This window comes from Streptomyces sp. NPDC046866, from assembly GCF_040704625.1.
In the GTDB taxonomy this organism is placed as follows: Bacteria; Actinomycetota; Actinomycetes; order Streptomycetales; family Streptomycetaceae; genus Streptomyces.
The window spans coordinates 40,244-64,386 of the sequence record NZ_JBEYXN010000011.1 but is presented as its reverse complement, the minus strand read 5'-3'; the positions used below and the strand labels follow the sequence as shown (position 1 = coordinate 64,386).

The following is a 24,143-nucleotide window of genomic DNA, read 5'->3' as shown; positions in this document are numbered from 1 at the left end:
TTGACGCGCGCGCCGCTGAATCCTACTGTCGACCATAGGATTCCTTCGACAGAGCGGAAGCACCCATGAGCGAGCAGGCCAGGAAGACGGCCGAGGCCCTGGAGTACCTCACCGGCTTCGGCAACGAGCACAGCTCGGAGGCCGTCCCCGGCGCACTCCCCCACGGCCGCAACTCGCCCCAGCGCGCCCCCCTCGGCCTGTACGCGGAGCAGCTCAGCGGCAGCGCGTTCACCGAGCCGCGCCGCCACAACCGCCGCTCCTGGCTGTACCGGATCCGCCCCTCCGCCGCCCACCCGCGGTTCGCCCGCACCGACAACGGCACCCTGCGCACGGCGCCCTTCACGGACGCCGTGGCCGACCCCAACCGCGTGCGCTGGAACCCGATGCCCGCCCCGGCCCCCGGCACCGACTTCCTGGCCGGCCTGTGGACCCTCGGCGGCAACGGCGACGCCACCCAGCGCACCGGCATGGCCATCCACCTCTACGCCGCCAACGCCGACATGACCGACCGCGTGTTCAGCGACTCCGACGGCGAGCTGCTGATCGTCCCCGAGCGCGGCGGCCTGCTGCTGCGCACCGAGCTCGGCCTGCTCGCCGCCCGCCCCGGCGAGGTCGCCCTGATCCCGCGCGGCGTCCGCTTCCGCGTCGAGCTGCTCGACGACGACGCGCGGGGGTACGTCTGCGAGAACTACGGCCGCCCCTTCGAACTGCCGGACCTCGGCCCCATCGGCGCCAACGGCCTGGCCAACGCCCGCGACTTCCGGGCCCCGGTGGCGGCGTACGAGGACGGGGACCGCCCGACCGAGGTGGTCAACAAGTTCTGCGGCAACCTGTGGTCGGCCACCTACGACCACTCCCCGCTGGACGTGGTGGCCTGGTACGGCACGCACACCCCGTACGTCTACGACCTGCGCCGCTTCAACGTCCTGGGCTCCATCAGCTACGACCACCCGGACCCGTCGATCTTCACCGTGCTGACGTCGCCGTCCGACACGCCGGGCCTGGCGGGCGTGGACTTCGTGGTGTTCGCCCCGCGCTGGCTGGTCGGCGAGGACACCTTCCGCCCGCCGTACTTCCACCGCAACGTGATGAGCGAGTACATGGGCCTGATCGAGGGCGCGTACGACGCCAAAGCCGAGGGCTTCGTCCCCGGCGGCGGCTCGCTGCACAACATGATGTCCGCCCACGGACCGGACCGCGAGACCTTCGACCGGGCCAGCGCCGCCGAGCTCAAGCCGCAGAAGATCGACGACGGCCTGGCCTTCATGTTCGAGACCCGCTGGCCGATCACGACCACCGCCCAGGCGGCCGGCGCGGAGCACCTCCAGCAGGGCTACGACGACGTCTGGCAGGGTCTGGAGCGCCACTTCCGCGCCTAAGATGCTCCCCCGGCCACCGCCGGGAGGGCTGCGGGCCCCCACCTCGTCCCTACGGAGAACCACCCGTGACCGCCTTCGCCCCCGATTCGCTGGTGCTCAACCGGAAGCTGCCGCTCTGGTACCAGGTGTCGCAGTCGCTGCGCGCCTCGATACTGGGACGCACCCCGGACGCCTCGCTGCGCCTGCCCACCGAGGAGCAGCTCGCCGAGCACTACGGGGTGAGCGTGCTGACCATGCGGCAGGCGCTCAAGGAGCTGGAGGGCGAGGGGCTGATCAGCCGGCACCGGCGGCGCGGCACGTTCATCGAGCCGGGCGCGCGGCGCGGGGCGCCGGTCCGGCTGCTGGGCTCGGTCGACGCGATCGTGGCGCAGCAGTCGGGCGACCGCACGACGGTGCTCGGCCACGCGCGCACGGCCGTGTCCGGGGAGCTGCTGGAGCACTTCCCGGACGCGGCCGAGGTGGTCACGTACCGGCGCCTGCGCCACGACGGCGAGAGCGGCGAGCCGACCAACTGGGCGGAAAACGCGGTCCGTCCGGAGATCGCGGAGGCGGTCGACCTGGACGACCTGGCGCGCTGGCCGATGACGAAGGTGCTGCGGGACGTGGTCGGGGTGCGGATCAGCCGGATCACGGACACGGTCGAGGCCCGGCTCGCCGACCCGGAGACGGCGGAGCTGCTGCGGGTGCCGCTGCTGAGCCCGATCCTGCACTACACGGGCGTCACGTACGACGAGGACGGCAGGGTGGTGGACGTGGCGCGGATCCGGTACCGGGGCGACCGGTTCTCCTTCACGGTGACCGTCGACGCCCACTGACGGCCGCCGACGGCCCTCGCGCCGCCGGGTCCGGCTCGCGCGCCGACGGGTCGGGCTCGCGCCACCGGGTCGGGCTCGCGCCGCCGGGGCTACTTCTCGTCGTCCTCGGCGCCGCGCTCGCCCTCCGCCTGCGAGGGCGTGGTGCGCTGGGTCTGGGGGTGGTGGGCCGCCCTCTTCTCCTTCTCGTCCATGTCCTCGTCGAGCCGCTCGCCCTCGGCCTGCGACGGAGTCGAGTATTCGTCGTACTGACTCATGACCACTCCTCGGCTCTGCGGATGGCGCAGATGCGAACCTTCCGTACACAAGGAGCGTAACGCTTCGATCCGGGCACAGCCGTTCGGGCCGCCCGGCCGCCGGAGGCCGTCGCTACCATCGGCCGGGTGAGCGCTGACCTCCCGCCGCCGGCCCTGTGGCTGGACGAGCTGATGCCCTGGGCCGTGAGCGGCCCGCGCCTGGGCCGCGACTGGGTCGCCGCCCCCGATCCGGCCACCCTGCGCGCCCGCTGGGCGGCCCTGGCCGGGGCCGAAGGCGCGGAGCAGGAGCGGCTGTTCCGGCCCACCCGGACCCGGTCCGCCACCGCCGGGGCGGCCGCGCTGCCCGGCCGGCGCCCGGCCTCCACCTCCGGCTTCGCCGAGGCGCCCGGCCCCTGCCCGGAGCCCGTACGGGTGCTGCGCGCCCCCTTCGACGAGCAGTGGCTGCTGCCGGACCAGCGGCTGATCGACACCGCCCGGCCGCAGCTGTGGCGGGTGCTGGACGGGCACCAGCTCTTCGCCGTCGAGACCCCGGGCGCGGGCCTGCTGGCCACCGCCCACCTGCCCGTCGGCCGGGTCGGGATCCGCCCGCTGTACCGCCGTCCCGGCGGGGAAGAGCCGAACCTCGCGCCGGGCCTGCCGGAGCTGCTGGCCGAGCGCTACGGCGTGCCGGTCGCCCCGCAGGACGTGCTGTGCTGGATCCTCGCCGCGGGCCGTCCGGGCCCGCGCCGGTACGAGGTCCCGCTCACGGCGGATCCCGGGGTCTGGCGGGCCGGGCTGGAGCTGGGCCGGCGGCTGCTCGCGGTCCAGCTGCGCGGCGGGCCCGGGGGCGAGGCGCCCCGGCTGCCGGGCGGGCGCCGCCCGTACGTGCGCTCCGCGGTCAGGGCCTGGCCCGACGCGCTGGAGTACGACCCCGAGACGCAGACGCTGAGCCTGGGGGCGGGCACGGTCTCGCCGGTGCCGCAGGAGGCCTGGGCGTACGAGCTGCACGGCGGGACGCGGGTGCTCCCGGCCTGGTTCGCCGCCCGCTGCGCGCACCGGGAGCCGCAGGCGCAGGGGCTGGACGCGCTGGGCCCGGCCCAGTGGCCGCAGGCCTGGACCTCGGAGCTGCCGGCCCTGGTGACCACGCTCGCACTGCTCGCCGGGCTGGCCGGGGAGCGGGAGGCCTTCACGGCCGGGCCGCTGCTGGCGCGCGAGGAGCTGGCGGCCGCCGGGGTCCTGCCGGTGCCGCACTGGGCGCGCCGCCCGGCGTCGGTGCTGGACCACCAGGAGGAGGGCCCGGGCGGGCAGTTCGCCCTGCTCTGACACGCCGCCGGACTCCCCGGCCGACGCCACTCCCCGGCCGCCGGGCTCCCGAGGACTTCCGACGGACTCCCGACGGACTCCCGCCGGTCCCGGGTCCGGTCCGGCGCCTCAGGCCTGGTCCCACGCCCCCAGCAGCCGGATGACCAGGCGGTCGAAGACGGCGGCCATGTCGGCGGCCGCCTCGGTCACCGGGTGGCTGTCGGCGAGGGCCTCCGCGAGCCGCGGGTAGGCGCCGCTGGCCAGGCACGAGCCGAGCCAGGCCATCCGGACGCCCTGCTCGGCGGCCTCGCTCCACGGCAGTGAGCGGGCCCGCTCGGCCAGGGCGAGTTCGTTGGCCACGAACGTCGCCGCCGTCCCGTTGAGCGCGGCGACGAGCTCCAGCTTCTCCCCGCCGGGCACCTGGAGCGGGGCCAGGCAGTCGAGGCTGTGCTCCAGGTAGCGCAGGGCGTGCGGGCTGAAGCCGTACACCGGCGACAGCAGCCGCGGCAGCCACGGGTGGCGGTGCATCAGCTCCCGCGTCTGGCGGGCGAGGGCGAGCAGGTCGGCCCGCCAGTCCCCGGTCGGCGGGCTCAGCACGTACTCGCCGCTGACCGCGTCGACCATCAGCTCGTACAGGTCCTCCTTGCGCGGCACGTAGTTGTACAGGGACATCGTCCCGGCGCCGATCCCGGCCGCCACCCTCCGCATGGAGACGGCGTCGATCCCCTCCGCGTCGGCGATCCGCACCGCCTCCGCCGCGATCGACTCGCGGGTGTGCGCGGGCCGCGGGCCGCGGCCGGAGCGCTGCGGGCGGGCCCAGATCACCTCGGGTTCAGCGGATCGGCCGCTGGCTGTCATCGCTCATCACCTCGCGCCCCATCCTAGGTGCGTAGGCCGTACGCAGTTCCGGGGCCGGCGCCGCCCCCGGAAGACGGAGGGACGGGCGCGGCCGGCAGCGCCGACGGGCCGGGCCGGGCCGGCGGGTGCGGAAATACCGCACGAAGCACCGGATATCGGCAGCGGCCTGATCGGGCCTGGTGACAGCGCGGGGTCCGAGCCGGTAGGCAGGCCCCATGGCACCTGACACGCACGCGCAGCCCGTGGAACCGCTGCCCCTCGAAGGGGTCACCGTCGTCGCCGTCGAGCAGGCGGTCTCGGCGCCGTTCGCCACCCGCCAGCTCGCCGACCTCGGTGCCCGGGTGGTGAAGGTGGAGCGGCCCGACGGCGGCGACTTCGCCCGCTCCTACGACACGGCCGCGCACGGCCTCGCCTCGCACTTCGTGTGGGCCAACCGCGGCAAGGAGTCGATCGCGCTGGACCTGAAGGACCCGCGCGGCCTGGAGATCCTGCACGGCCTGCTCGACGGCGCCGACGTGTTCGTGCAGAACCTCGCCCACGGCGCCGCCGCCCGCCTCGGCCTGGACTCGGCCGCGCTGTGCGCGCGCTACCCGCGGCTGATCGCCGTGGACGTCTCCGGCTACGGCGCGCACGGCCCGTACGCCCACAAGCGCGCCTACGACATGCTGGTGCAGTGCGAGGCGGGCCTGGTGTCGGTGACGGGCACGCCCGAGCAGCCCGTCAAGGCCGGGATCCCGGCCGCGGACATCGCGGCCGCCATGTACGCCTTCTCGGGCGTCCTCGCGGCGCTGGTGCGGCGCGGGGTCACCGGGCGCGGGGGGCGGGTGGAGGTCTCCATGCTCGACGCGCTCGCCGAGTGGATGGGGCACCCGCTCCACCACACGATGCACGGCGGGCACGGGCCCGCGCGCACGGGTCTGGCGCACGCGGTGATCGCCCCGTACGACGCCTATCCGACGGCGGACGGCGACCGGGTGCTGCTGTCCGTACAGAACGACCGCGAATGGCGGCGGCTCGCCGAACAGGTGCTGGAGCGCCCTGAGTTGGCCGACGATCCGGCGTACGCGACGAACGCGGCGCGCACCCGCGGCCGGGAGAAGACCGACGCCGTGGTGGCGGAGGCGCTGGCCCGGCTCGACGCCGGCGAGGCGATCGGACGGCTGGAGGCGGCCGGCATCGCCTGCGCCCGCCTGAACTCGGTGGAGCAGCTCGCGCACCACCCGCAGCTGGCGGCGCGCGACCGCTGGCGGGAGGTGGGATCACCGGCCGGTCCGCTGCGGGCGCTGCTGCCGCCGATCGGGCTGCCGGGAGGCGCGGAACCGCACATGGGCACGGTGCCGGCACTCGGCGAACACACCGAGGCCCTGCTGCGCGCCCTGGGGATGACGGGCGCGCAGATCACGACACTGCGCCGGGAAGGTGTGGTTGCGTAGGGCCGGGGCGAAACTTCTCGGGGTCGGGGACAGTTCTTACGAACGGCGGCTGCCGAAGAGCGAGCGACGCAGCCGGCGCAGCGGCGCGAAGAGCGACACGCGTGCGCTCCGGCTCCGCAGACGGTGCGTGTGGTCGCGGGACGTGAGTTCGCGCATCAGCAGGGTCGCCTCGGCGGTCTCGCGGTGCGGGACGGCAGGCCCGCCGAGCACGGCGAGGTGGCGGTCGAGGCGCGAGCTGCTCGCACTGCTGCCGCAGGTGATGGCAGGCACGCGTGGCGGCCTGCTGCGCATTGCTATCTGTTCCATGATCTCTCCCCACCCGTACGAGGGCACCCGGCCCGGGCAGGGTAACCCTATCGCCCCCACTACGTCCTCGGGTATCCCGGTGGTGTGAATTACCCCTATGTGGACGGGGAGTTGACGGTTACTCAGCGGAGTCGACGGTTACTCTCCGCAGGCACGGCGCCTCCTGAGGGGGTTTCAGGGACGGGACGCCCCGAGTCCCGTCGTGCCGGGGTCCGGGTGGCGCCCCCTGCGCTAACTTGGAGTGACCGCCCGATGACGCATGGACTCACCTGGGGGCTCGCGTGACTGACAGCATGGGCGGGACGGACGCGGAAGCGGGCTCCGGCCGCGTCGTCTCGGGCCGCTACCGGCTGCTCGGCCTGCTGGGCCGGGGCGGCATGGGCACCGTGTGGCGGGCCCGGGACGAGGTCCTGGGCCGGGAGGTGGCCGTCAAGGAGGTACGGGCCCCGGCCGGGCTGGACGGCGCCGAGGTCGGGCGGCTGTACCGGCGGCTGGAACGGGAGGCCTGGGCGGCGGCCCGGGTCGCGCACCGCGGGGTCGTCACCGTCTACGACGTGGTGACCGAGGAGGGCCGTCCCTGGATCGTGATGGAGCTGGTCCGCGGCCTGTCGCTGGCCGAGGTCCTGGAGGCGGAGGGCCCGCTCACCCCGCAGCGGGCCGCGCACATCGGCGAACAGCTGCTGGCCGCGCTGCGGTCGGCGCACGAGGCGGGCGTGCTGCACCGGGACGTCAAGCCCGCCAACGTGCTGCTGGCCAACGACGGGCGCGTGGTGCTCGGCGACTTCGGGATCGCCCGCCTGGAGGGCTCCTCGGAGCTCACCGTGACGGGCGAGGTGGTGGGCTCCCCCGAGTTCCTCGCGCCGGAGCGGGCACTGGGACGCGATCCGGGCCCGGCGTCCGACCTGTGGTCGCTCGGGGTGCTGCTGTACGCCGCCGTGGAGGGGGTCTCGCCGTTCCGCCAGGACACGCCGCTGGCCACGCTGCGGGCCGTGGTCGACGAGGAGTTGCCGCCGCCGCGCCGGGCCGGGCCGCTGGCGCCCGTACTGGAGGGGCTGCTGCGCAAGGACCCCGACGACCGGCTGCCGGCCGCGGAGGCGGCCCGGATGCTGCGGGTCATCGGGGCGGGCGGGGCCGTACGGGACGCGGGCGGGCCCGTGTCGGGGCCGGACTCGCCGACGGCCGTCGCCCACCACGGCCCCGGGCCGGGGGCTGCACCCGACCGCGACCGCGCCGGGGCGACACCGCCGCTGCCGCTGCCCGCACCGCTGCCGGGTCCCGGCGGGGCCGGCCCTGCTGCGGCGGGCGGCTCGGGGCGCGCCGGGGCGGTGCTGGCCGCCGGGATCATTGCGCTGCTGCTGGCGGTCGCCGTCCTGGCCTGGCTGCTGTTCGAGGACGGCTGGGGCACGGGCGGGGGCGGCTCGGGCGGGCACGCGGGCGGTGCGGCCACCTCGGCGCCGGCCTCGGCCCCGGCTTCGGCGTCGGATTCGGCTTCGGCGGGGCGGTCGGGCCGGCCGTCGGCGTCCTCCGCGGCGTCGGTGCCGGTGTCGCCTTCGGCCTCGGCCCCGGCCGCGCCGCACGTCACGGTGACGGTGCACGCCGTACGGGCCGAGTACCGCGGGAGCTGTCCGCCGGCCCCCTCACGGGCCCCGGCCTTCACCGGGACCGTCCGGGTGGACAGCGGGCCCGCGGCGCTGGAGTACCGGTGGGCGACCCGCAGCGGCGTCGCGGGCTCCGGCACCGGCTGGCAGCCCGTCGGCTTCACGGAGGCCGGACCGGCGAGCAGGGAGTCGGAGCACACCGCGCTCACGTACTACCCGGCCGCGACCTTCGAGGACGCGGTCCGGCTGGAGGTGCGCGGGGCGGCGCAAGCGGTGTCGGAGTGGGTGGAGTACTCGGTGACCTGCGAGAAGGAGACCCCGACGGGCGGGGCCTCCTCCCCCGGTGCGAGCGGTTCGCCGGCCCCGGTGTCACCGTCGCCGGCTGCGGAGCCGGCGCCGTGACGCCGCGCCGTGATCCGGTCAGGCCGCGCCGGTGAAGGCGGGCAGGTAGCCGCCCGACTGCCCGGCCGCGGTGGGGTGGTACGACTCGCCGATGTTGGTCCAGTTGACGCTGTGCAGCCACGGGCTGGCGGAGCAGATCTCGTGGCCGGTGAAGGCGCCGACGACCGAGGCGAAGGTGAAGCCGTGGTCGGCGGCGCGCTTGGCGATGGCGGCGTTCAGGTAGTCGGCCGCGCCGTTGATGGCGGAGCGCTCGCCCTCGGTGAGGCCGGCGATGCAGGAGCCGTTCAGCTTGTAGAAGCGGGGGTAGCCGAGGACCACGACGCGGGCACCGGGCGCGCGGCCGCGGATGGCGTCGTAGACCTGGTCGAGCTGGCCGGGCAGGGTGGTGTCGACGTAGGCCTTGGCCTGGTTGACCCGGCTGATGCAGGAGGACTCCGACTGGAGCACACAGGTCGTCATGACGTCGGAGAACCCGGCGTCGTTGCCGCCGATGGTGATGCTGACGAGGTCGGTGCCGGAGTTGAGCGGGCCGAGCTGGCCGGAGAGCACGTCGCCGGTGCGGGCGCCCGAGCAGGCGGTGAAGGCGAAGGTCTGCGGGCTGTGGGCGGCCGCCCACAGGGCGGGGTAGGCGCGCGAGGTGCGCTTGCAGGCGCCGCTCGCGCTGTCGTAGTTGCCGGCGCCGACGCCGGAGGAGTACGAGTCGCCGAGGGCGACGTAGCCGAAGTCGGCCGTGGCGGCGGCCGCTTGGCCCGCGCCGAAGAGGGCGGCGCCGGCGGCGAGTAACAGGGAGGAGGTCCAGGCGGCGATGCGCGGCAGGCGGGGCAGGCGTCGCTCGGGCATGTGCGGCTCCGTGGGGGGAGGTGGGGGTTACTCAGGAGTTGGGTGGCTCCTGAGTCCGTGGTACAAGGAGCCGGGATGCGCTGGAAGTGTCCATGCCAAGGAGGTTCGGCGCAGACTTGCGCCCGGAATCTTCACCGCCGCCGCGTTTGAAGGGGGAACCCGGGCACCCGATCCGGGGAAACACGGGTGCACGGGGCCAGTTCGTGCCGGATCATGGGCGCCATGTCAGCCAACCCGCAGGACGCACTGCCGATCCGGCTCAACGTCGACGACAGCGATTCACCTTCGGACGTCGTGGACGCGCTGTTCCTCGGCCGGTTCGCGTCCGGCGAGCAGCCGTACTCCCGCAGCGTCACCATCGAGCGGGTCAAGCCGGAGGCGACCCTGCTGCCCGCCCGGGCCACCGTGCTGCGCTCGGCCCGCGACTCCGACCGCAGCGCCGTCCTCGCGGAGGGCGAGGGCTGGACGGTACTCGTCTCGCGCTGGAGCCGGGGAGCGGACGTGACCGTCACGGCGGTCAGCGACGAGCTCGCCGCCGGAATCCTCGGCGAGGCCACCGACGGGGCGCAGGACGAGCCCGAACCGCAGCCGGAGAACGTCACGATGGGGTTCTGGTACGTCTCCCCGCGGCGCGGCCCGTACCGGACCACCCGGCAGATCTCGGCGGGCACCTGGGCGGAGGTGCGGCCCAACTACACCGCGCCGGTGGCCGGGGCGATGGACCGGCTGATGAAGATCACCCCGGACGACATCGCCGGGCGGCTCCTGCTGCTGCACGGGCCGCCTGGGACGGGGAAGACCTCCGCCCTGCGGACGCTGGCCCGCTCCTGGCGGGACTGGTGCCAGGTGGACTGCGTCCTGGACCCGGAGCGGCTCTTCAACGACGTGGGCTACCTGATGGACATCGCGATCGGCGAGGACGAGGGCACCGCGAAGGGGCGGTGGCGGCTGCTGCTGCTGGAGGACTGCGACGAGCTGATCCGCGGCGAGGCCCGCCACACCGCCGGCCAGGCCCTGTCGCGGCTGCTGAACCTGACCGACGGGCTGCTGGGGCAGGGCCGCAACGTGCTGGTCGGCGTGACGACCAACGAGGACCTGGAACGGCTGCACCCGGCGGTGGTCCGGCCCGGACGCTGCCTAGCCCGCATCGAGGTCGGCCGGCTGACCCACGGCGAGGCGGTCGAGTGGCTCGGCACCGACGAGGGGATCTCCCGCGAAGGCGCCACCCTGGCCGAACTGTTCGCGCTGCGCCGCGGCACGGCCGGCCCCTCGGCGCTGCTCCCGCCGCAGGGAAACGGCCCGGAGGCCGGCCTGTACCTCTGACGCTGCGCTCGCGAACCCACCCCGCCGACCGCCGCTGCGCGGGAGCCGTTCTCCCCCCACCCCTTCCCGCTGTGCCGGACATGCGGCTCCGCCGCGTGGCGCGGCCTGCGGCCCCGGCCCCCGAGCCGCCTCAAACGAACGACGGGGCTGGATGGATCCAGCCCGCGCGGCGTTTGAGCGCCCCGGGCGCGAAGCGCCCGGAACGGGGTCCGGGCGGAGCCCCGCCACGCGGCTGAGCCGCATAGCCGGCACAACGGGAAGGGGCGGGGAGGGGATCCGCTCCGCGCAGCGGAACAGCGGCACGGCAGCGGGAGCGGGAGCGGCGGCAGCGGCCTCGCGGGGCCGGGGGCGGGAGAATGGGCCGCACACCGAACCAGGAGCGTGCACCGTGCCCGAAGCCCCGCAGGAGAACCCCTACCCCGACACCGAGCTCCTCGGCGAAGGCCCCGAGCCGCATCCGCAGCTGGAGCCGGTCCTGCACCTGCTGGGCCGCTGGCAGGGCTCCGGTCTCGGCGAGTACCCGACGCTGGAGCAGGGCTTCCGCTACCGCCAGGAGATCGCTTTCAGCCACGACGGCCGCCCGTTCCTGCGCTACGAGTCCCGCGCCTGGCTGGTCGACGCGACGGGAGCCGCCCTGCGCCCGTCGGGGCGGGAGAGCGGCTGGTGGCGGGTCCTGCCGGACGCCTCCCTCGAGGTGGTCCTCGCCCATCCGACGGGCATCGTGGAGACGTACCTCGGCAGCGTGGCCGGCACCCGGATCGAGCTCGCCACGGACACGGTGGCGTGCACCCCGAAGGCCAAGGAGGTCACCGGCACGCGGCGCCGGTACGCCGTGGCCGACGGGGAGCTGACGGTCGAGCAGGACATGGCAGCCGTGGGGCAGCCCATGCACCACCACCTCAGCGCCCGTCTCCGGCCGGTGCCGCCCGAGCCCCGGCGGTAGCGGCGCCGCCCTACCGGCTAGAGGCCGAACCGGGCCCGCAGGGCGTCCTGTACGGCCGCGGTCGCCTCGTCGAAGGTCAGCCCGAGCCGCAGCGCCCGCTCCGCGAAGGCCTGTGCGGCGGCCGCGGCCTCGCGGGCGGCGGAGTCGGCGGCGGCCGCGATGAACGTGCCGCCCCGGCCCCGCGTCTCGATCACCCCGTCCGTCTCCAGTGCGCGGTACGCCTTCGCCACCGTGTTCGCGGCGAGTCCGAGTTCCTCGGCGAAGCCCCGCACCGTCGGCAGCTTGAAGCCCACCGGGAGCCGGCCCGCCCTCGCCGCCTCGGCGATCTGTGCGCGCAGTTGCTCGTACGGGGCGGCCGCGCCGGCCGAGCCGTCGATCCGGATCTTCAGGTTCGTCGAGGTCACGCGGCCGATTCTCCCCCACCGCGCGGAAATTCGCAGGCACGACCGCCGTCCCGGCGCCTACCGTCGGCCCCATGACCGTATCGATCCGTGACCTCCGCCCCGGCGACCCCTCGGACGCGGAGGCCGTCGCCCGGGTGCGCCGGGCTGCTCTGCCCTTCATGATCAGCACCGCTGCCGGCGTGGCCTTCGAACTGGCCTGCGCCCCTGCCGCGCAGCAGTACCGCCTCCTGGTCGCGGAGGACGGCGAGGGGGCGGTGATCGGCACCGCCCAGGTCGGCATCGCGTACGACAGCGTCGAGCCCGGGCAGGCGTTCGTGAACGCCTGCGTCCACCCCGGACACCGCGGGCGCGGCGCGGGCGGCGCGCTGGTGCGCACGGCCGAGGAGCACCTGCTCGCGGCGGGGGCGGTGGACGTGCACGCCTGGGTGCCGGACGAGGCGGCCTCGCGCGCCTTCGCGGAGCGGCGCGGCTACCGGCCGAGCCGCACGGCGCACTTCCAGCGGCTGGACCTGGCCGCCGGGACGCTGCCGCCGTACCCGGACGCGCTCCCGGCGGGCGTGGAGCTGCGGCCGGGCTCCGCGTTCGCGGACGACCCGCGCCCGTTGTTCGAGGCCGACGCGGCGGCCTCCGCGGACGAGCCGGGGGACGTGCCGGTGCGGCTGGACGACTACGAGGACTGGGTCCGCACGGTCTGGCAGGACCCGGAGCTCGACCACGAGCTGACCTCGGTCGTCCTGGTGGACGGGGTCGTGGCCTCGTTCGCGGCCGCCCGGACCGACGGCCGGGACCGCTACGGCTCGGCGATGACGGGCACCCTGCGGGAGTTCCGGGGCCGCGGGCTGGCCAAGCTGGCCAAGACGGACTCCCTGCACCGGGCGCGCGCGGCGGGCTACCGGGAGGCGTTCACCGGGAACGACGCCGGGAACGGGCCGATGCTCGCCGTCAACCGGTGGTTCGGGTACGAGGTCTGCGCGACGGAGGTCCGCCACGGCAAGCGGCTGGACGCGCCGGCCACGGCGCCGGAGGTGACGGTGGCCCTGTCCAAGGCCGGCCGCACCAAGATCCGCTACCCGGCCGCGGTGGTCGCCGACACCGGCGACCGGATCACCGTACGGGCCCCGTGGGCGGCCGACGGCGTACGGGACTTCGGGTTCGTGCGGTTCGAGCCGGGCGACGTGTTCACGGAGCACTTCTGGCGGACGCGGTGGTACGCGGTCAAGGAGGTCCGGACGGGCGAGGGCGTCCTGAAGGGCTGGTACTGCGACGTCACCCGCCCCGCGGTGGTGCGGGACGGCGAGATCCTCGTCGAGGACCTCGACCTCGACCTGTGGGTCTCCGCGGACGGCTCGCAGGTCCTGCGCCTGGACGAGGACGAGTTCGCGGCGAGCGGCCTGGCCGAACGCGACCCCCGATCCGCCGCCGAGGCGACCCGCGCCCTCGACGCCCTGGCCCACCAGGCCCGCTCGGCGTCAGGCCTGACGGCCCTCCTCGCCTGACGCCCCCGCCCCGCCGACGGGCCGGAATCCCGACACCGGCTCCCTCCCCGGCTGCGGGCGCCGTGCGACTTGTCGGGGTGCGGGGGGCGGTGGTGCGGCTGTCGGCGCGGGCGTCGGGGGGTGTTACCTGAGGGGCTTCCTATGGCCGGCTTAAGCGGAGCCTAAGGATCTTCGGGAGGGGCGGGAAGCGGGCGGAATGCCGGTGCGGGGCGGCTAGTTTGGCGGAGCCGGGAGCGGCGCCGGGCCCACGGGGGGCGGCGCCGCGCCACCCCGTCCACGCTGCCCTGTCCCGAGGAGCCACCCATGCCCGCACGCCGCAGCCGTACCGTGACCCGTATCGCCGCCGCCGGACTGGCCCCGCTCGCGGTGGCCGCGTACGCCGCAGGACCCGCGGCCGCGCACGGCTCCATGACGGATCCGGTCAGCCGCGTTGCGGCCTGCTACGCGGAGGGGCCGGAGTCCCCGAAGTCGGCCGCGTGCAAGGCGGCGGTCGCGGCCGGCGGCACCCAGCCGTTCTACGACTGGAACGCCGTGAACATCGCCAACGCGGCGGGCGGCCACCGCTCGCTGATCCCGAACGGCCAGCTCTGCTCCGCCGGCAACGACAAGTACCGCGGCCTCGACCTGGCCCGCGCGGACTGGCCGGCCAGCCCGATGGCCTCCGGCGCCCACACCTTCCGCTACAAGGGCACGGCCCCGCACAAGGGCACCTTCGAGCTGTACATCACCAAGGACGGCTACGACCCGTCGAAGCCGCTGAAGTGGTCCGACCTGGAGCCGGCCCCGTTCGCGAAGGCCACCGACCCGGGCATGCAGAACGGGGACTACGTGTTCTCGGGAACGGTGCCCGCCAGGTCCGGGCGCCACCTCATCTACAGCATCTGGCAGCGTTCGGACAGTCCGGAGGCGTTCTACACCTGCTCGGACGTGGTGTTCGGCAAGGACGGCGGCGGGACCGGCACCAAGCCGAGTGCCAAGCCGAGCGCCGAGCCGAGCGCCAGGCCCTCCGGGCGGCCCTCCGACGTGCCGAAGGCCCCGACGGAGCAGCAGATCGCGGACGGGCGGGGCAAGTCCACCGTCGAGCACGACGGGCACGGGGACGACGACCCGAAGACGAACGGGTCCACCGCCGACTCCCCGGTCGCACTGCCCCTGGCGGCGGGAAGCAGCGGCAGCGGCAGCGACGGCCCCGGGAACCTGGCGCAGACCGGCGGCAGCAGCGCGACCCCGGCGATCGCGATCGCCGGGGCGGGCGTGCTGGCCGTGGGGTCGGCCGTGCTGTTCGCCGTGGCCCGCCGCCGTGCGGCGTCGGGCCGGCGCGACGGCCTCTAGCGCACGCCGGCGCCAACGCGGACCGTCACTCGAAGACCGAGGCGCACGTGGTCCGCTCCGCGTGCGCCGGGTCGAGGGCGTTGAGGGCCTCGTGCCAGGCGATCCGGTCGGTGAGCCCGATGGCGACGTGCTCGGAGAGGTCCAGCGGGCAGAGGTCCTGCAGGACGACGTTGCGCACGTTGCTCCCAGTGCCCTGGAGGAAGGCGCTGCGGTACGGCGTGACCACCTCGTCGTACTTCGTCGCGATCACCGTGTACTGCACGCCGGGCACGGTGTCGCCGCCCGCGTTCAGCTTGGTGACGAAGGGCGATCCGGCGATCTGGTCGGCCAGGCCCGGCGTCGCGGAGCTGATCAGGTCCTCGGCGCCGGGGAAGTACGGCAGCAGCTGGGTCAGCCCGGACAGGGTGGTCCCGTGGTTGTCGGGGGCGAGTCCGACCAGCGCGTTGACCTTGGCGGCGCCGCCCAGGAACTTGATGTAGTAGTTCGGCATCATGCCGCCCTGGGAGTGGCCGACGATGTCGACCTCGGGGGCGCCGGTCGAGGCCAGTACCCGGTCGACGAAGGCGTCGAGCTGGCCGGCGGACTTGTCGATCGGGCCGAGCCCGTTGAAGAGGGGGACGCCGGGCAGCTGCCCGTAGTCGAGGGAGTAGACGCAGTACCCGCGGTGGACGAGGTACGGGGCGAAGCCCAGCCAGTTGTCGACGGAGTTCCCGAAGGTGCCGTGGACGAGGACGACCGGGCGGGGATGGGCGGCCGACGGCTTGCAGGACCAGTTGTTCCAGCCGCTGCTCGGGGCGGAAGCGGCCTGTGCGGCGCCGGTGGGAGCGGCGAGGGCGGCGGCGGTGAGGACGAGGACGGCCAGCGGGCGGAGCAGGCGTCGCCAGGGCAGCATCGAGTGATCTCCTTGCGGCTCAAGGGGAAAGGACGTGGGGGTTCATCCCGTGATCCGGATCACAAGGGGGTGCTGCATGCGCCAAATTACGGGCGAGTAGCAAAACAAGGAAGTTACGCGTCGGTAAAAAAGTCACGTGTCCGCCGCGCCACCGGCGGGACTCCGCTACGCCGCGAGCGTGCCGCGGCCGATGGCGTGCGGGCCGAAGCGCGCCCGGACCCGGTCCGTGACGGCCTCCAGACGCCGGGCCTTCTCGTCCTGCGGGTCGAAACTCAGCTGGTGGGCGGCCCGTTCGGCCGGGGCCAGCCCCTCGACCCGCAGCGCGAGCGCCCGCACCCGGGCCCGCTGGAGGCCGAGCCCCGCGTGGAGTGAGTAGGCCGCTTCGGTCAGGGCGGCGGAGTGCGCGGTGGGTTCGGCCAGGGTCCTGGTACGGGTGAGGGTGGTGCGGTCGGCACAGCGGACGGTGAGGGAGACGGCCCGGCAGACCTGGTTGCGCATACGAAGCCGCGCGCCGAGCTCCTCGGTCAGCGAGAGCAGGGCGCGGCGGTGCCGTACGGGGTCCAGCTCGTCGCGGGGGAAGGGCCGTTCGGCGGCCAGCGAGCGGGCGGCCGCGCCGGGCCGCACCGGGGTCCGGTCGATGCCGAGGGCGCGCTCGTGCACCTCGCGGCCGACCCGGGGGCCGAGGATGCGGCGCAGCACGGCGGGCGGGGCGGCGGCGACCCGGCCGACCGAGTCGAGGCCGTACGAGCACAGGGTGCGGGCCGCCTTGGGGCCGACGCCGTCGAGGGCGGCAACGGGCTTGCGGGCCAGGAACTCGCTTACCGAGGCCTGGTCCTGGCCGATCGTCACGGTCTGCCCGTATCCGGCCGCGCCGACCGCCATCCGGGCCAGCATCGGATTGCCGGCGGCGCCGATCGCGCAGTCCACCCCGTACCGGGCCAGGGCCCGGACCCGGATCAGGGCCGCCAGTTCGGGCACGCTGCGGCCGAAGTAGCGCAGGGCCCCGCGGAGGTCGGCGAGTGCGGTGTCGGGGGGCGCCGGCTGCACGGCGGGCGTGAGCTCGCCGAGCAGTTCCAGCAGGCCGGCGTACGTCTGGGCGCCGAGCGGCTGTCCGTCCAGCCGGCGCATCCGGATGCACAGCACGGTGGCCCCGCCGTCGCCTTCCCCCTGCGGGTTCCGCCCCGGACCCCGCGCCTCAAGCGCCGGCGGGGCTGGAAACTGCCGCTGCGCGGCACATCCAGCCCGCGCGGCGTCTGAGCGCACCGGGTCCGGGCGGAGCCCGGTTTCGGGAAGGGGCGGGGTGGGGAACCGGCCCCGCGCAGCGGATTCCGCGTTCATCCCGCGCTCCCCGGGCTGGAGTGCCACAGCTTGCGGCCGGTGGCCGGGCCGTCGCCCGCGGGCTGGAGGTCCGCCCACGGGTTCATCTCGTAGCCGGTGGACAGGTGGATGCGGCGGCCGGAGTCCGCGGACGCCGACCCGGACGCGGACGCAGGCGCAGGCGCAGCGCCCGGCTCGGCCAGCCGGGCCGCGACCGCGTCCAGGCCGCCCGCGGCCCGCAGGTCCACCAGCTCCGCCAGGTTCCAGGCCGCCGCGCCGACCACGCTCAGGCTCTGCGGGCCGCGCCGCTGCACGACGCCCCGGACCAGCAGCAGGAAGGAGTGGAAGACGGTGTGGGCGCAGTTCTCGTGGCTGTCGTCGAAGAAGGCCAGGTCGACCAGGCCGGTCCCGTCGTCCAGGGTGGTGAAGATGACCCGCCGCCCGGAGCGGACGGGCGGGGTCTGGGTGGCCGCCTTGGCCCCCGCGACCAGGACCGTCCGGCCGTGCTCCACCTCGCGCAGCCGGGCGGCCGGGACCACGCCCAGCTCCGCCAGGAAGGCGCGGTGGTCGCCCATCAGGTGCCGCGAGGCGTCCATGCCGAGGACGCCCAGCTCCGCGCTGAGCCGCTCCGCGTCGTTCAGGTCGGGCAGGCCGATCGAGGCCGTCGACCGGCCGCCCTCCAGCGGCAGCTGGGCGCTGCGCAGCCCGCCGCCGCGCAGCCCGCCGCCGCGGGTGCCGGCCCCGGCCGCGCGCTGGGCGCCGTGCAGTTCGGACAGGTGCAGCAGCAGGTCGCGCCGGTTGGCGCCGAAGGCGTCCAGGGCGCCGACCTGGGCGAGCCGTTGGGCGACGGGGTGGCCGGGGTGCGCCCGTTCCCAGAAGTCGCGCAGCGATCCGTACGGCTGGCCGCCCTCGATCCGCGCCGCCTCCGCCTCGCTGATGCCGTGGACGTCGCCCAGGGCCAGCCTGAGCCCCCACACCGCAGGATTCTCGGACACCAGTTCGATGCGATGGGCGGCGGCGGACCGGTTCACGTCCAGCGGCAGCACCGGCACGCCCCGCCGCCGCGCGTCCGCGAGCAGCAGCCGCTTGGGGTACATCCCCGGGTCGTGGGTGAGCAGCCCGGCGTAGAAGGCGGCCGGGTGGTGCGCCTTGAGCCACGCCGACTGGTACGTGGGCACGGCGAAGGCCACCGCGTGCGCCTTGCAGAAGCCGTAGCTGCCGAAGGCCTCGACGATCTCCCAGGTCCGGGCGATCACGTCGGCCGGGTAGCCGCGCTCGCCGGCCTTCGCCGCGAACCACACCTTGATGCGGGGCTGCGACTCCGGGTCGGACAGCCCGCGCCGCACCCGGTCCGCCTCGTCCCGCCCGCAGCCGGTCATGACGTGCACGATCTCGATGACCTGCTCGTGGAAGACCACCACCCCGTACGTCTCGGCCAGCGCCCGCTCCAGGTCGGGGTGCGGGTAGCGGACCGGGGCCCGCCCGTGCCGGGCCTCGATGAACGGCCGCACCATGTCGGCGGCCACCGGCCCCGGCCGGAACAGCGAGATGTCGACGACCAGGTCGTGGAAGGTGGAGGGCTGGAGCCGCCCCACCAGGTCGCGCTGGCCCGGGGACTCGATCTGGAAGCAGCCCAGGGTCTCGGCCGAGCGGATGAGCTCGTACGTGGCCCGGTCGCCCGGCGGCACCTGCGCCGGGTCGTCCAGGTCGATCTCCCGCCCCGTGGTGCGCCGGACCTCCGCCACGGCGTGCGCCATCGCGGACTGCATCCGCACGCCCAGCACGTCGAGTTTGAGCAGGCCGAGCTCCTCCACGTCGTCCTTGTCGAACTGGGACATGGGGAAGCCCTCGCCGCTGGTCGGCACCACGGGGGTGCGGGCGAGCAGGGAGGCGTCGGAGAGCAGCACCCCGCACGGGTGCATGGCGATTCCGCGCGGCAGCGCGTCCAGTGCCTCGACGAGCTCCCACAGCCGGCCGTGCTCCTCCTCCCGCACGCCGCGCAGTTCGGGCAGTTCGGCGAGGGCCGCGCGGGCGTCGCGGGCGCGGATGTGCGGGAAGGCCTTGGCGAGCCGGTCGACGTCGGCCGGGTCCATGGACAGGGCGGCGCCGACGTCGCGGACGGCGTGCCGGACCCGGTAGGTCTCGGGCATGGAGACGGTGGCGACGCGCTCGGTGCCGAAGCGGTCGATGATCCGCCGGTAGACCTCCAGCCGGCGGGCGGACTCCACGTCGATGTCGATGTCGGGCAGGACGTGGCGCCGCTTGGACAGGAAGCGCTCCATCAGCAGGCCCTGCTCGACGGGGTCGGCGTGGGCGATGCCGAGCAGGTGGTTGACGAGGGAGCCGGCGCCGGAGCCGCGCGCGGCCACCCGGATGCCCATCTCCCGTACGTCGTCGACGACCTGGGCCACCGTCAGGAAGTACGAGGCGAAGCCGTGGTAGGCGATGATGTCGAGCTCGTGGTGCATCCGCTCCCAGTACGCCGGGTCGCCGGCGTAGCCGCGCAGCACCATCCCGGCGGCGGCCCGGGAGGCCAGGACCCGCTGGGCGGTGCGGTGGGCCGCGCCCACGAGGTGCGCCTCGGGGAAGTGCACCGAGCCGATGCCGAGGTCGTCCTCGGGGTCGACCGTGCAGGCCTCGGCGGTGCGCCGGGTCTCCTCGAGCAGCCGGCGCGCGTCGCCCGGGCCGAGGCCGGCCGCGCGGGCGATCCGCTCGGCGGCCTCGGCCATGGCGGCCGGGGGCTTGAGCCAGCGCTCGCCGCTGTCGAGGGGGCCGCGCGGGTCGACGGGGACGAGGCGGCGGGCGGCGTCGAGGACGTCGGCGACGGGGCCCTGGCCGGGGTCGGCGTAGCGGACGGCGTTGGTGAGCACGGCCCGGACGCCCTGCTCGGCGGCGAAGCCGACGGTACGGGCCGCCAGCCGCAGCGAGCCGGGGCCGGTGCCGGTGCGGCCGTGGTGGACGGCCTCCAGGCGCAGGGAGTCCCCGTGGACCTCCCGCCAGGGCGCGAGCAGCCGCGCGGCCCGGTCGGGCCGTCCGGCGGCCAGGGCCCGGCCCACCTCGGAGTCGGGGCCGAGCAGGACGTACACCCCGGTGCCGTGCAGGGCCTCCCAGGGCAGGACGGGCTGGTCGCCGCGGGCTGCGCCGCCGGGGGGCGCGCCCGCGTGGGCGGCGGTGGTCATCCGGCACAGCTCGGCCCAGCCGGCGGCGCCGTCGCGGGCGAGGAAGACGGCGCGGGGCGCGGACTCGTCCACGAAGGCCCCGCCCTTGACCGGGGTCCGGCGGCGGTGGGACGCCTCGCCGCCGGCCCGCGTCCGGCCCCCCGTGGACCCGGACGCGAACGCGGGGGCGGGGGACGAGGCGGAGGAGGCGCCCGGACGGGAACCGGAGCCGGGCGCCGCGGCGGGAGCGGCCGACACGGCGAGGTCGACCCCGAACAGCGGCCGGATCCCGGCCTGCGCGCACGCCTTCGCGAACCGCACCGCGCCCGCGAGGGTGTCGCGGTCGGTCAGGGCGAGGGCGTCCATGCCGCGCTCGGCGGCACGCTCCGCCAGCCGTTCCGGGTGGGAGCCTCCGTAGCGCATGGAGAACCCCGAAACGGTGTGCAGATGCGTAAATCCGGGCACCCGCGGCCTCCTGCTTTCCCTCGATGAACACCTCCCCCGTCTCCACCATAAGGCAATTCGAATACCCGTGCGAAACGTTTGTTCGATCATCCATGATCACCTCGGCGGGGTGGGGGAAGGCCCCGCAGGGCAGCCGACCCCACGGCCGGGGCGCCGGGCCGCGCGGGCCGGGGCGCAGGGGGTTCAGGCCTGGTGCGGCGCGAAGAGCCGGTCCGCGGTGCGCAGGGCGTGGGTGGCGACGGCCTTGCCGAGGACGACGCCGGCCTCGTCGGCGGAACGGCTGTGGATGCCGGAGTAGACGCGCGCGTCGACGTTGTCGCGGGTCAGCTGGTCCCAGCCGGTGTACGTGCGGCGCACACCGGGCGCGGTCGGGCTGGTGAGGGAGAACGGCGCGGTGCGGGGCCCGACGAGGGCGTCGAGGATCGCCTCGGCGGCCCCGGCGTACGTGGCGTGGCCGCTCGGGTAGTCGGGGTGGGCCGGGGTCTGGTGCAGCGGGGTCCAGGCCGGGTCGGTTCCGAGGGTGCCGGTCCGGATGGCGGTGACCGGGCGCCAGCGCGTGTAGGCGTACTTGCTGTCGGAGGTGGCGATCTGCGTGTCGACCAGGGCGGCGTGGAACAGCGCGAGGAGTTCCGCCCGCTCGGCGGTCGAGCGGTGCGAGCGGGTCACGGCCACCCGCAGCGGCTCGGTGTACAGGGTCAGCGAGGAGCCGTACCAGAAGGTGGCGGTCTCGGTCTGGCGCGGGGTGCGCACGGTGCTGTCGGCCTTCCCGTACGCACGCACCTCCGCGAGGTCCGCCCGGTAGCGGGCGGAGTCCAGCGCGGGCGGCGGGCCGAGCCGGTACTGGGACGGGGAGTCCAGCAGGAACGGCTTCGCCGCGCGGTTGCCGTACTGGATCGCCGGGGCGTAGCCGTCGGGCGTGGGCTGCCAGACGCCCGGGGCGGCGGCCGGGACGGGGAACGGGGCGTTCACGGACGCCGGGTCGAGCCCGTCGCCCTGCCGCTCGGCGAGGACGGTCCGGGCCTGCCGGGCCCCGGCGGCGACGCCCCGGTCCTCGGCGGCGCCGTCGGGGATCCGCTCGAGGGTGGCGGCGAGGGCGGCGTCGAGCTCGGGCGCGCGGGACGGTGCGAGGGAGAGGAGGGCGTCGTGGACGGCGGAGGCGACCGCGGCGTCCTGGAAGGCGGCCCGGCCCCGTCCGGCGGGGGCCTCCCGGGCGGCGCGCGCGGCGGCCAGCCAGCTGATGGCCCAGGTGCGGCTGTTGGTGATCTGGGTCGGAGCCCCGGCCGCCTCGACGGTCCGGGCGGTGGTGTCGTACCACTCGCGCACGACGGCCGCCGCGCCGTCCGCGGCCGGGGCCTCGGCGGCCCGGGCGGACGGGACGGCGGCCGTGGCGGCCAGCGCCAGGGCGGACCCGAAGGAGAACAGGGCAGAGCGGGACGGCTTCACGGACACTCCTGGTGGATGGGGCGACACGGTGCGCCGGCCGGGCTGCGCCACGACGCTAGCCAGCCCCCGCGCGGCCGCACAACAGCTGCAATGCGCCAGGGAGGTTCGGAAACAGGCCTTTCATCCACCGTCCACACCCGCGTTGCACTCGGCCCCGGACCGGCAACCGGACCGGTAACCGGACGGTCGGGCGACAGCCGGGCGGGCCGTGAACGGCCGAGCCCCCGCCCGGAGTTCGGACGGGGGCTCGGCGCGGTGCGTGCCGGGTGGCGGCCCGCCGGGGGGCTGCCGGTCAGTAGACGCTGACGCCGTAGGCGCTCAGGGCCTCGGTGACCGGCTGGAAGAAGGTCGTGCCGCCCGTGGTGCAGTTGCCGCTGCCGCCGGAGGTCAGGCCGATGGCCTGGCTGCCGGAGTAGAGCGGGCCGCCGCTGTCGCCGGGTTCGGCGCAGACGTTGGTGCGGATCATGCCGTAGACGATGTCGCCGTTGCCGTAGTTCACGGTGGCGTTGAGGCCGGTCACCGAGCCGCTGTGGGTGCCGGTGGTGGAGCCGCGCCGGGTGACGGACATGCCGACGGTGGCGTTGGCGGCGCCGGTGATGTCCTGGCTGCCGACGGTTCCGGGGTGGCTGAGGGAGGTGTTGTCGTAGCGGATCAGGCCGTAGTCGTTGTTCGGGAAGCTGGAGCCCACGGTCGCGCCGATCGTGGTGGTGTGCGAGGAGTTCGTCCACCAGGTGCCCGCGCCGTCGGTGCAGTGGCCGGCGGTCAGCACGTAGTAGGTGGTGCCGCTGCGCACATTGAAGCCGAGCGAGCAGCGCCAGCCCGACGTGTAGATCGCGTCGCCGCCGGAGATCAGCTTGCTGAGCTTGCCGGGGATCCGCTCGATGCGCAGGGCGGCCGCGTCGGCGCCGGCCTCCTTGCGGATCTTCGCGAGGTCCGCGGCGGTGACGGTGGAGTCGGCGGCGACGACCAGGGTGCCGCTGGCGGGGTCGGTGTACCAGGCCGTGCCGGCGACGTCGGCGCGCTCGACCGAGGCGCCCGCCGCTGCGAGGGTGGCGGCGCTGAAGCCGCTGTCCGCGCTGGCGGCGGTGGGCGCGGCGAGCCCGGCGACGGCAGCCAGGCCGGCGGCCACAGCGAGCAGCCGGGTACGGGTGATGCTCTTGATCCTCACTTCTCGTCCTCCCGGATGGGATCGGGGGCCCGGCGTACGTGGGGGGCGCCGGAGCCCGTGAGGCGCAGCCGGGGGTACGGCGGGCGCACTGGATTTCGTCGTGCCCCTGACAAACCTCCGATTGGCGCTGTCGGGAGTGTCCCGGCGTCAGATACGGGGGGCAAGGGCATCTTTCAGCCTCCGCTCGCCCGCCGCCACCTCGAAGGGCAGGGTGTTGCCCGGTGGCGGGAACGGGCAGATGAAGTGCTCGGCGAACGCACAGGGCGGCAGCACCGCCCGGTTGAGGTCCACCGTGATCGCGCCGTCCTCGGGGGACGGCACACCCGGCCGCAGGTAGCGGAACCGGTAGCTGGAATCCCCGCCGGTGGCGTCGCCGAAGACGGCCCACAGGCTGCCGTCACCGGCGTCGACGGCGACGTGGAGGGTGTGCTCGCGGCCGCGGTGGACGAAGCGCAGCTCACCGTCCAGGTGCAGCCCGCGGGTGCGGCCGTCGGCGTTCTCCACCCGGGCCGTGCGCCGCTCGCCGTACGGGCGGAAGCGCCCCGGCAGCACGAAGTCCGGGTCGTACGGGGTGGCCTCGATGCCGGCGAAGGCCTGCCGGGCCGGCGCGGCGGGATCGTAGGGCCGTACCGCCCACTCGCCCTCGCGGCGGATCACGGCGATCCGCACGCCGGCGGGGGCGGTGACCCGGGAATGCGCGGGCGCGCCGCCGTCCTCGGCCAGGACCGCCCTGCCGGTGAAGGGCTCGCCGTCCAGGCCGAGGCCGTCCTCCGCCGAGGCGGTGAGCGCCACCCCGTCACCGGTGGGGCGCCAGTGGCCGGGAACGGCCGGAATTCGACCTTCCGGGTAGTCGGCGAGCCAGTGCGTGCCGACGAGGGCGAGGGGACCGTAAGGGGCGGACACGGACGCCGCCCGGCGTTCGTGCCATTTCTGCCAGGCGGCCTTGGGATCGTCTGCGACATCGCTCATGCCGCTCAACCCTTCCACACCGGCCCGGACGGGAACCGTGGTGTACGCCGTCCGGACCTGTGTCCGC

Annotated in this window: 20 protein-coding genes and 1 pseudogene; 10 read left to right on the top strand and 11 right to left on the bottom strand. The window is 75.3% G+C overall.

Going from position 1 to position 24,143, the window contains the following annotated elements:
- Positions 1 to 65 precede the first annotated feature (65 nt).
- Both hmgA and AB0953_RS18160 read left to right on the top strand, forming a co-directional pair.
- Complete coding sequence (hmgA, locus tag AB0953_RS18165; RefSeq protein WP_366860484.1) at positions 66 to 1,379, top strand: homogentisate 1,2-dioxygenase; 1,314 nt, start codon at positions 66 to 68, stop codon at positions 1,377 to 1,379.
- A 65-nt stretch (positions 1,380 to 1,444) separates the two neighbouring features.
- Positions 1,445 to 2,194, top strand: a complete 750-nt coding sequence (locus tag AB0953_RS18160) for a GntR family transcriptional regulator (protein WP_366860483.1) — start codon at positions 1,445 to 1,447, stop codon at positions 2,192 to 2,194.
- 89 nt (positions 2,195 to 2,283) lie between these two features.
- On the opposite strand, the gene AB0953_RS18155 is transcribed toward AB0953_RS18160, so the two are convergent.
- Complete coding sequence (locus AB0953_RS18155; RefSeq protein WP_366860482.1) at positions 2,284 to 2,448, bottom strand: hypothetical protein; 165 nt, start codon at positions 2,446 to 2,448, stop codon at positions 2,284 to 2,286.
- A 171-nt stretch (positions 2,449 to 2,619) separates the two neighbouring features.
- On the opposite strand from AB0953_RS18155, the gene AB0953_RS18150 reads away from it, so the two are divergent.
- Positions 2,620 to 3,750 (top strand): type ISP restriction/modification enzyme, encoded by a 1,131-nt coding sequence (locus tag AB0953_RS18150; RefSeq protein ID WP_366860625.1) that lies wholly within the window; start codon positions 2,620 to 2,622, stop codon positions 3,748 to 3,750.
- Between the two features lie 108 nt (positions 3,751 to 3,858).
- On the opposite strand, the gene AB0953_RS18145 is transcribed toward AB0953_RS18150, so the two are convergent.
- Positions 3,859 to 4,587 (bottom strand): TetR/AcrR family transcriptional regulator, encoded by a 729-nt coding sequence (locus AB0953_RS18145; RefSeq protein WP_366860481.1) that lies wholly within the window; start codon positions 4,585 to 4,587, stop codon positions 3,859 to 3,861.
- A 215-nt stretch (positions 4,588 to 4,802) separates the two neighbouring features.
- On the opposite strand from AB0953_RS18145, the gene AB0953_RS18140 reads away from it, so the two are divergent.
- Positions 4,803 to 6,020 (top strand): CaiB/BaiF CoA-transferase family protein, encoded by a 1,218-nt coding sequence (locus AB0953_RS18140; RefSeq protein ID WP_366860480.1) that lies wholly within the window; start codon positions 4,803 to 4,805, stop codon positions 6,018 to 6,020.
- A 36-nt stretch (positions 6,021 to 6,056) separates the two neighbouring features.
- Here AB0953_RS18140 and AB0953_RS18135 read toward each other — a convergent pair whose 3' ends face one another.
- Positions 6,057 to 6,326, bottom strand: a complete 270-nt coding sequence (locus AB0953_RS18135) for a hypothetical protein (RefSeq protein WP_366860479.1) — start codon at positions 6,324 to 6,326, stop codon at positions 6,057 to 6,059.
- Positions 6,327 to 6,619: 293 nt separating this feature from the next.
- Between AB0953_RS18135 and AB0953_RS18130 the strand changes: the two genes are divergently transcribed.
- Positions 6,620 to 8,326: a serine/threonine-protein kinase gene (locus tag AB0953_RS18130; protein WP_366860624.1), complete on the top strand. Its 1,707-nt coding sequence runs from the start codon at positions 6,620 to 6,622 to the stop codon at positions 8,324 to 8,326.
- 18 nt (positions 8,327 to 8,344) lie between these two features.
- On the opposite strand, the gene AB0953_RS18125 is transcribed toward AB0953_RS18130, so the two are convergent.
- Entirely contained in the window at positions 8,345 to 9,166 is an 822-nt protein-coding gene (locus AB0953_RS18125) for an SGNH/GDSL hydrolase family protein (protein WP_366860478.1), read from the bottom strand.
- 222 nt (positions 9,167 to 9,388) lie between these two features.
- Between AB0953_RS18125 and AB0953_RS18120 the strand changes: the two genes are divergently transcribed.
- Together AB0953_RS18120 and AB0953_RS18115 are read left to right on the top strand one after the other, a co-directional pair.
- Entirely contained in the window at positions 9,389 to 10,489 is a 1,101-nt protein-coding gene (locus tag AB0953_RS18120) for a DUF5925 domain-containing protein (RefSeq protein ID WP_366860477.1), read from the top strand.
- A gap of 388 nt (positions 10,490 to 10,877) precedes the next feature.
- A complete protein-coding gene (locus AB0953_RS18115; RefSeq protein ID WP_366860476.1) occupies positions 10,878 to 11,432 on the top strand; it encodes an FABP family protein in 555 nt (184 codons plus the stop codon).
- 17 nt (positions 11,433 to 11,449) lie between these two features.
- Here the strand turns inward: AB0953_RS18115 and AB0953_RS18110 are convergent, their stop codons facing one another.
- Positions 11,450 to 11,836, bottom strand: a complete 387-nt coding sequence (locus tag AB0953_RS18110) for a GntR family transcriptional regulator (protein ID WP_366860475.1) — start codon at positions 11,834 to 11,836, stop codon at positions 11,450 to 11,452.
- Positions 11,837 to 11,907: 71 nt separating this feature from the next.
- Between AB0953_RS18110 and AB0953_RS18105 the strand changes: the two are divergent.
- The 3 genes and pseudogenes from AB0953_RS18105 to AB0953_RS18095 form a co-directional block, all read left to right on the top strand.
- Positions 11,908 to 12,837: pseudogene (locus AB0953_RS18105) on the top strand (GNAT family N-acetyltransferase); the annotation flags it as partial.
- 24 nt (positions 12,838 to 12,861) lie between these two features.
- Positions 12,862 to 13,332 (top strand): DUF402 domain-containing protein, encoded by a 471-nt coding sequence (locus AB0953_RS18100; RefSeq protein ID WP_366860623.1) that lies wholly within the window; start codon positions 12,862 to 12,864, stop codon positions 13,330 to 13,332.
- A 303-nt stretch (positions 13,333 to 13,635) separates the two neighbouring features.
- Positions 13,636 to 14,664 (top strand): lytic polysaccharide monooxygenase, encoded by a 1,029-nt coding sequence (locus tag AB0953_RS18095; RefSeq protein WP_366860474.1) that lies wholly within the window; start codon positions 13,636 to 13,638, stop codon positions 14,662 to 14,664.
- 25 nt (positions 14,665 to 14,689) lie between these two features.
- On the opposite strand, the gene AB0953_RS18090 is transcribed toward AB0953_RS18095, so the two are convergent.
- The 6 genes from AB0953_RS18090 to AB0953_RS18065 form a co-directional block, all read right to left on the bottom strand.
- A complete protein-coding gene (locus tag AB0953_RS18090; protein ID WP_366860473.1) occupies positions 14,690 to 15,556 on the bottom strand; it encodes an alpha/beta fold hydrolase in 867 nt (288 codons plus the stop codon).
- A gap of 165 nt (positions 15,557 to 15,721) precedes the next feature.
- The gene (locus AB0953_RS18085) at positions 15,722 to 16,684 is read right to left on the bottom strand and encodes a hypothetical protein (protein WP_366860472.1); all 963 of its coding nucleotides are present in this window, start codon (positions 16,682 to 16,684) and stop codon (positions 15,722 to 15,724) included.
- 206 nt (positions 16,685 to 16,890) lie between these two features.
- Positions 16,891 to 20,496: a DNA polymerase III subunit alpha gene (gene dnaE, locus AB0953_RS18080; protein ID WP_366860471.1), complete on the bottom strand. Its 3,606-nt coding sequence runs from the start codon at positions 20,494 to 20,496 to the stop codon at positions 16,891 to 16,893.
- 183 nt (positions 20,497 to 20,679) lie between these two features.
- Positions 20,680 to 21,939 (bottom strand): vanadium-dependent haloperoxidase, encoded by a 1,260-nt coding sequence (locus AB0953_RS18075; protein WP_366860470.1) that lies wholly within the window; start codon positions 21,937 to 21,939, stop codon positions 20,680 to 20,682.
- A gap of 292 nt (positions 21,940 to 22,231) precedes the next feature.
- Complete coding sequence (locus AB0953_RS18070; RefSeq protein ID WP_366860469.1) at positions 22,232 to 23,107, bottom strand: S1 family peptidase; 876 nt, start codon at positions 23,105 to 23,107, stop codon at positions 22,232 to 22,234.
- A gap of 147 nt (positions 23,108 to 23,254) precedes the next feature.
- Positions 23,255 to 24,076, bottom strand: coding sequence for a DUF1684 domain-containing protein (locus AB0953_RS18065; protein ID WP_366860468.1), 822 nt, complete (start codon positions 24,074 to 24,076; stop codon positions 23,255 to 23,257).
- Positions 24,077 to 24,143 lie beyond the last annotated feature (67 nt).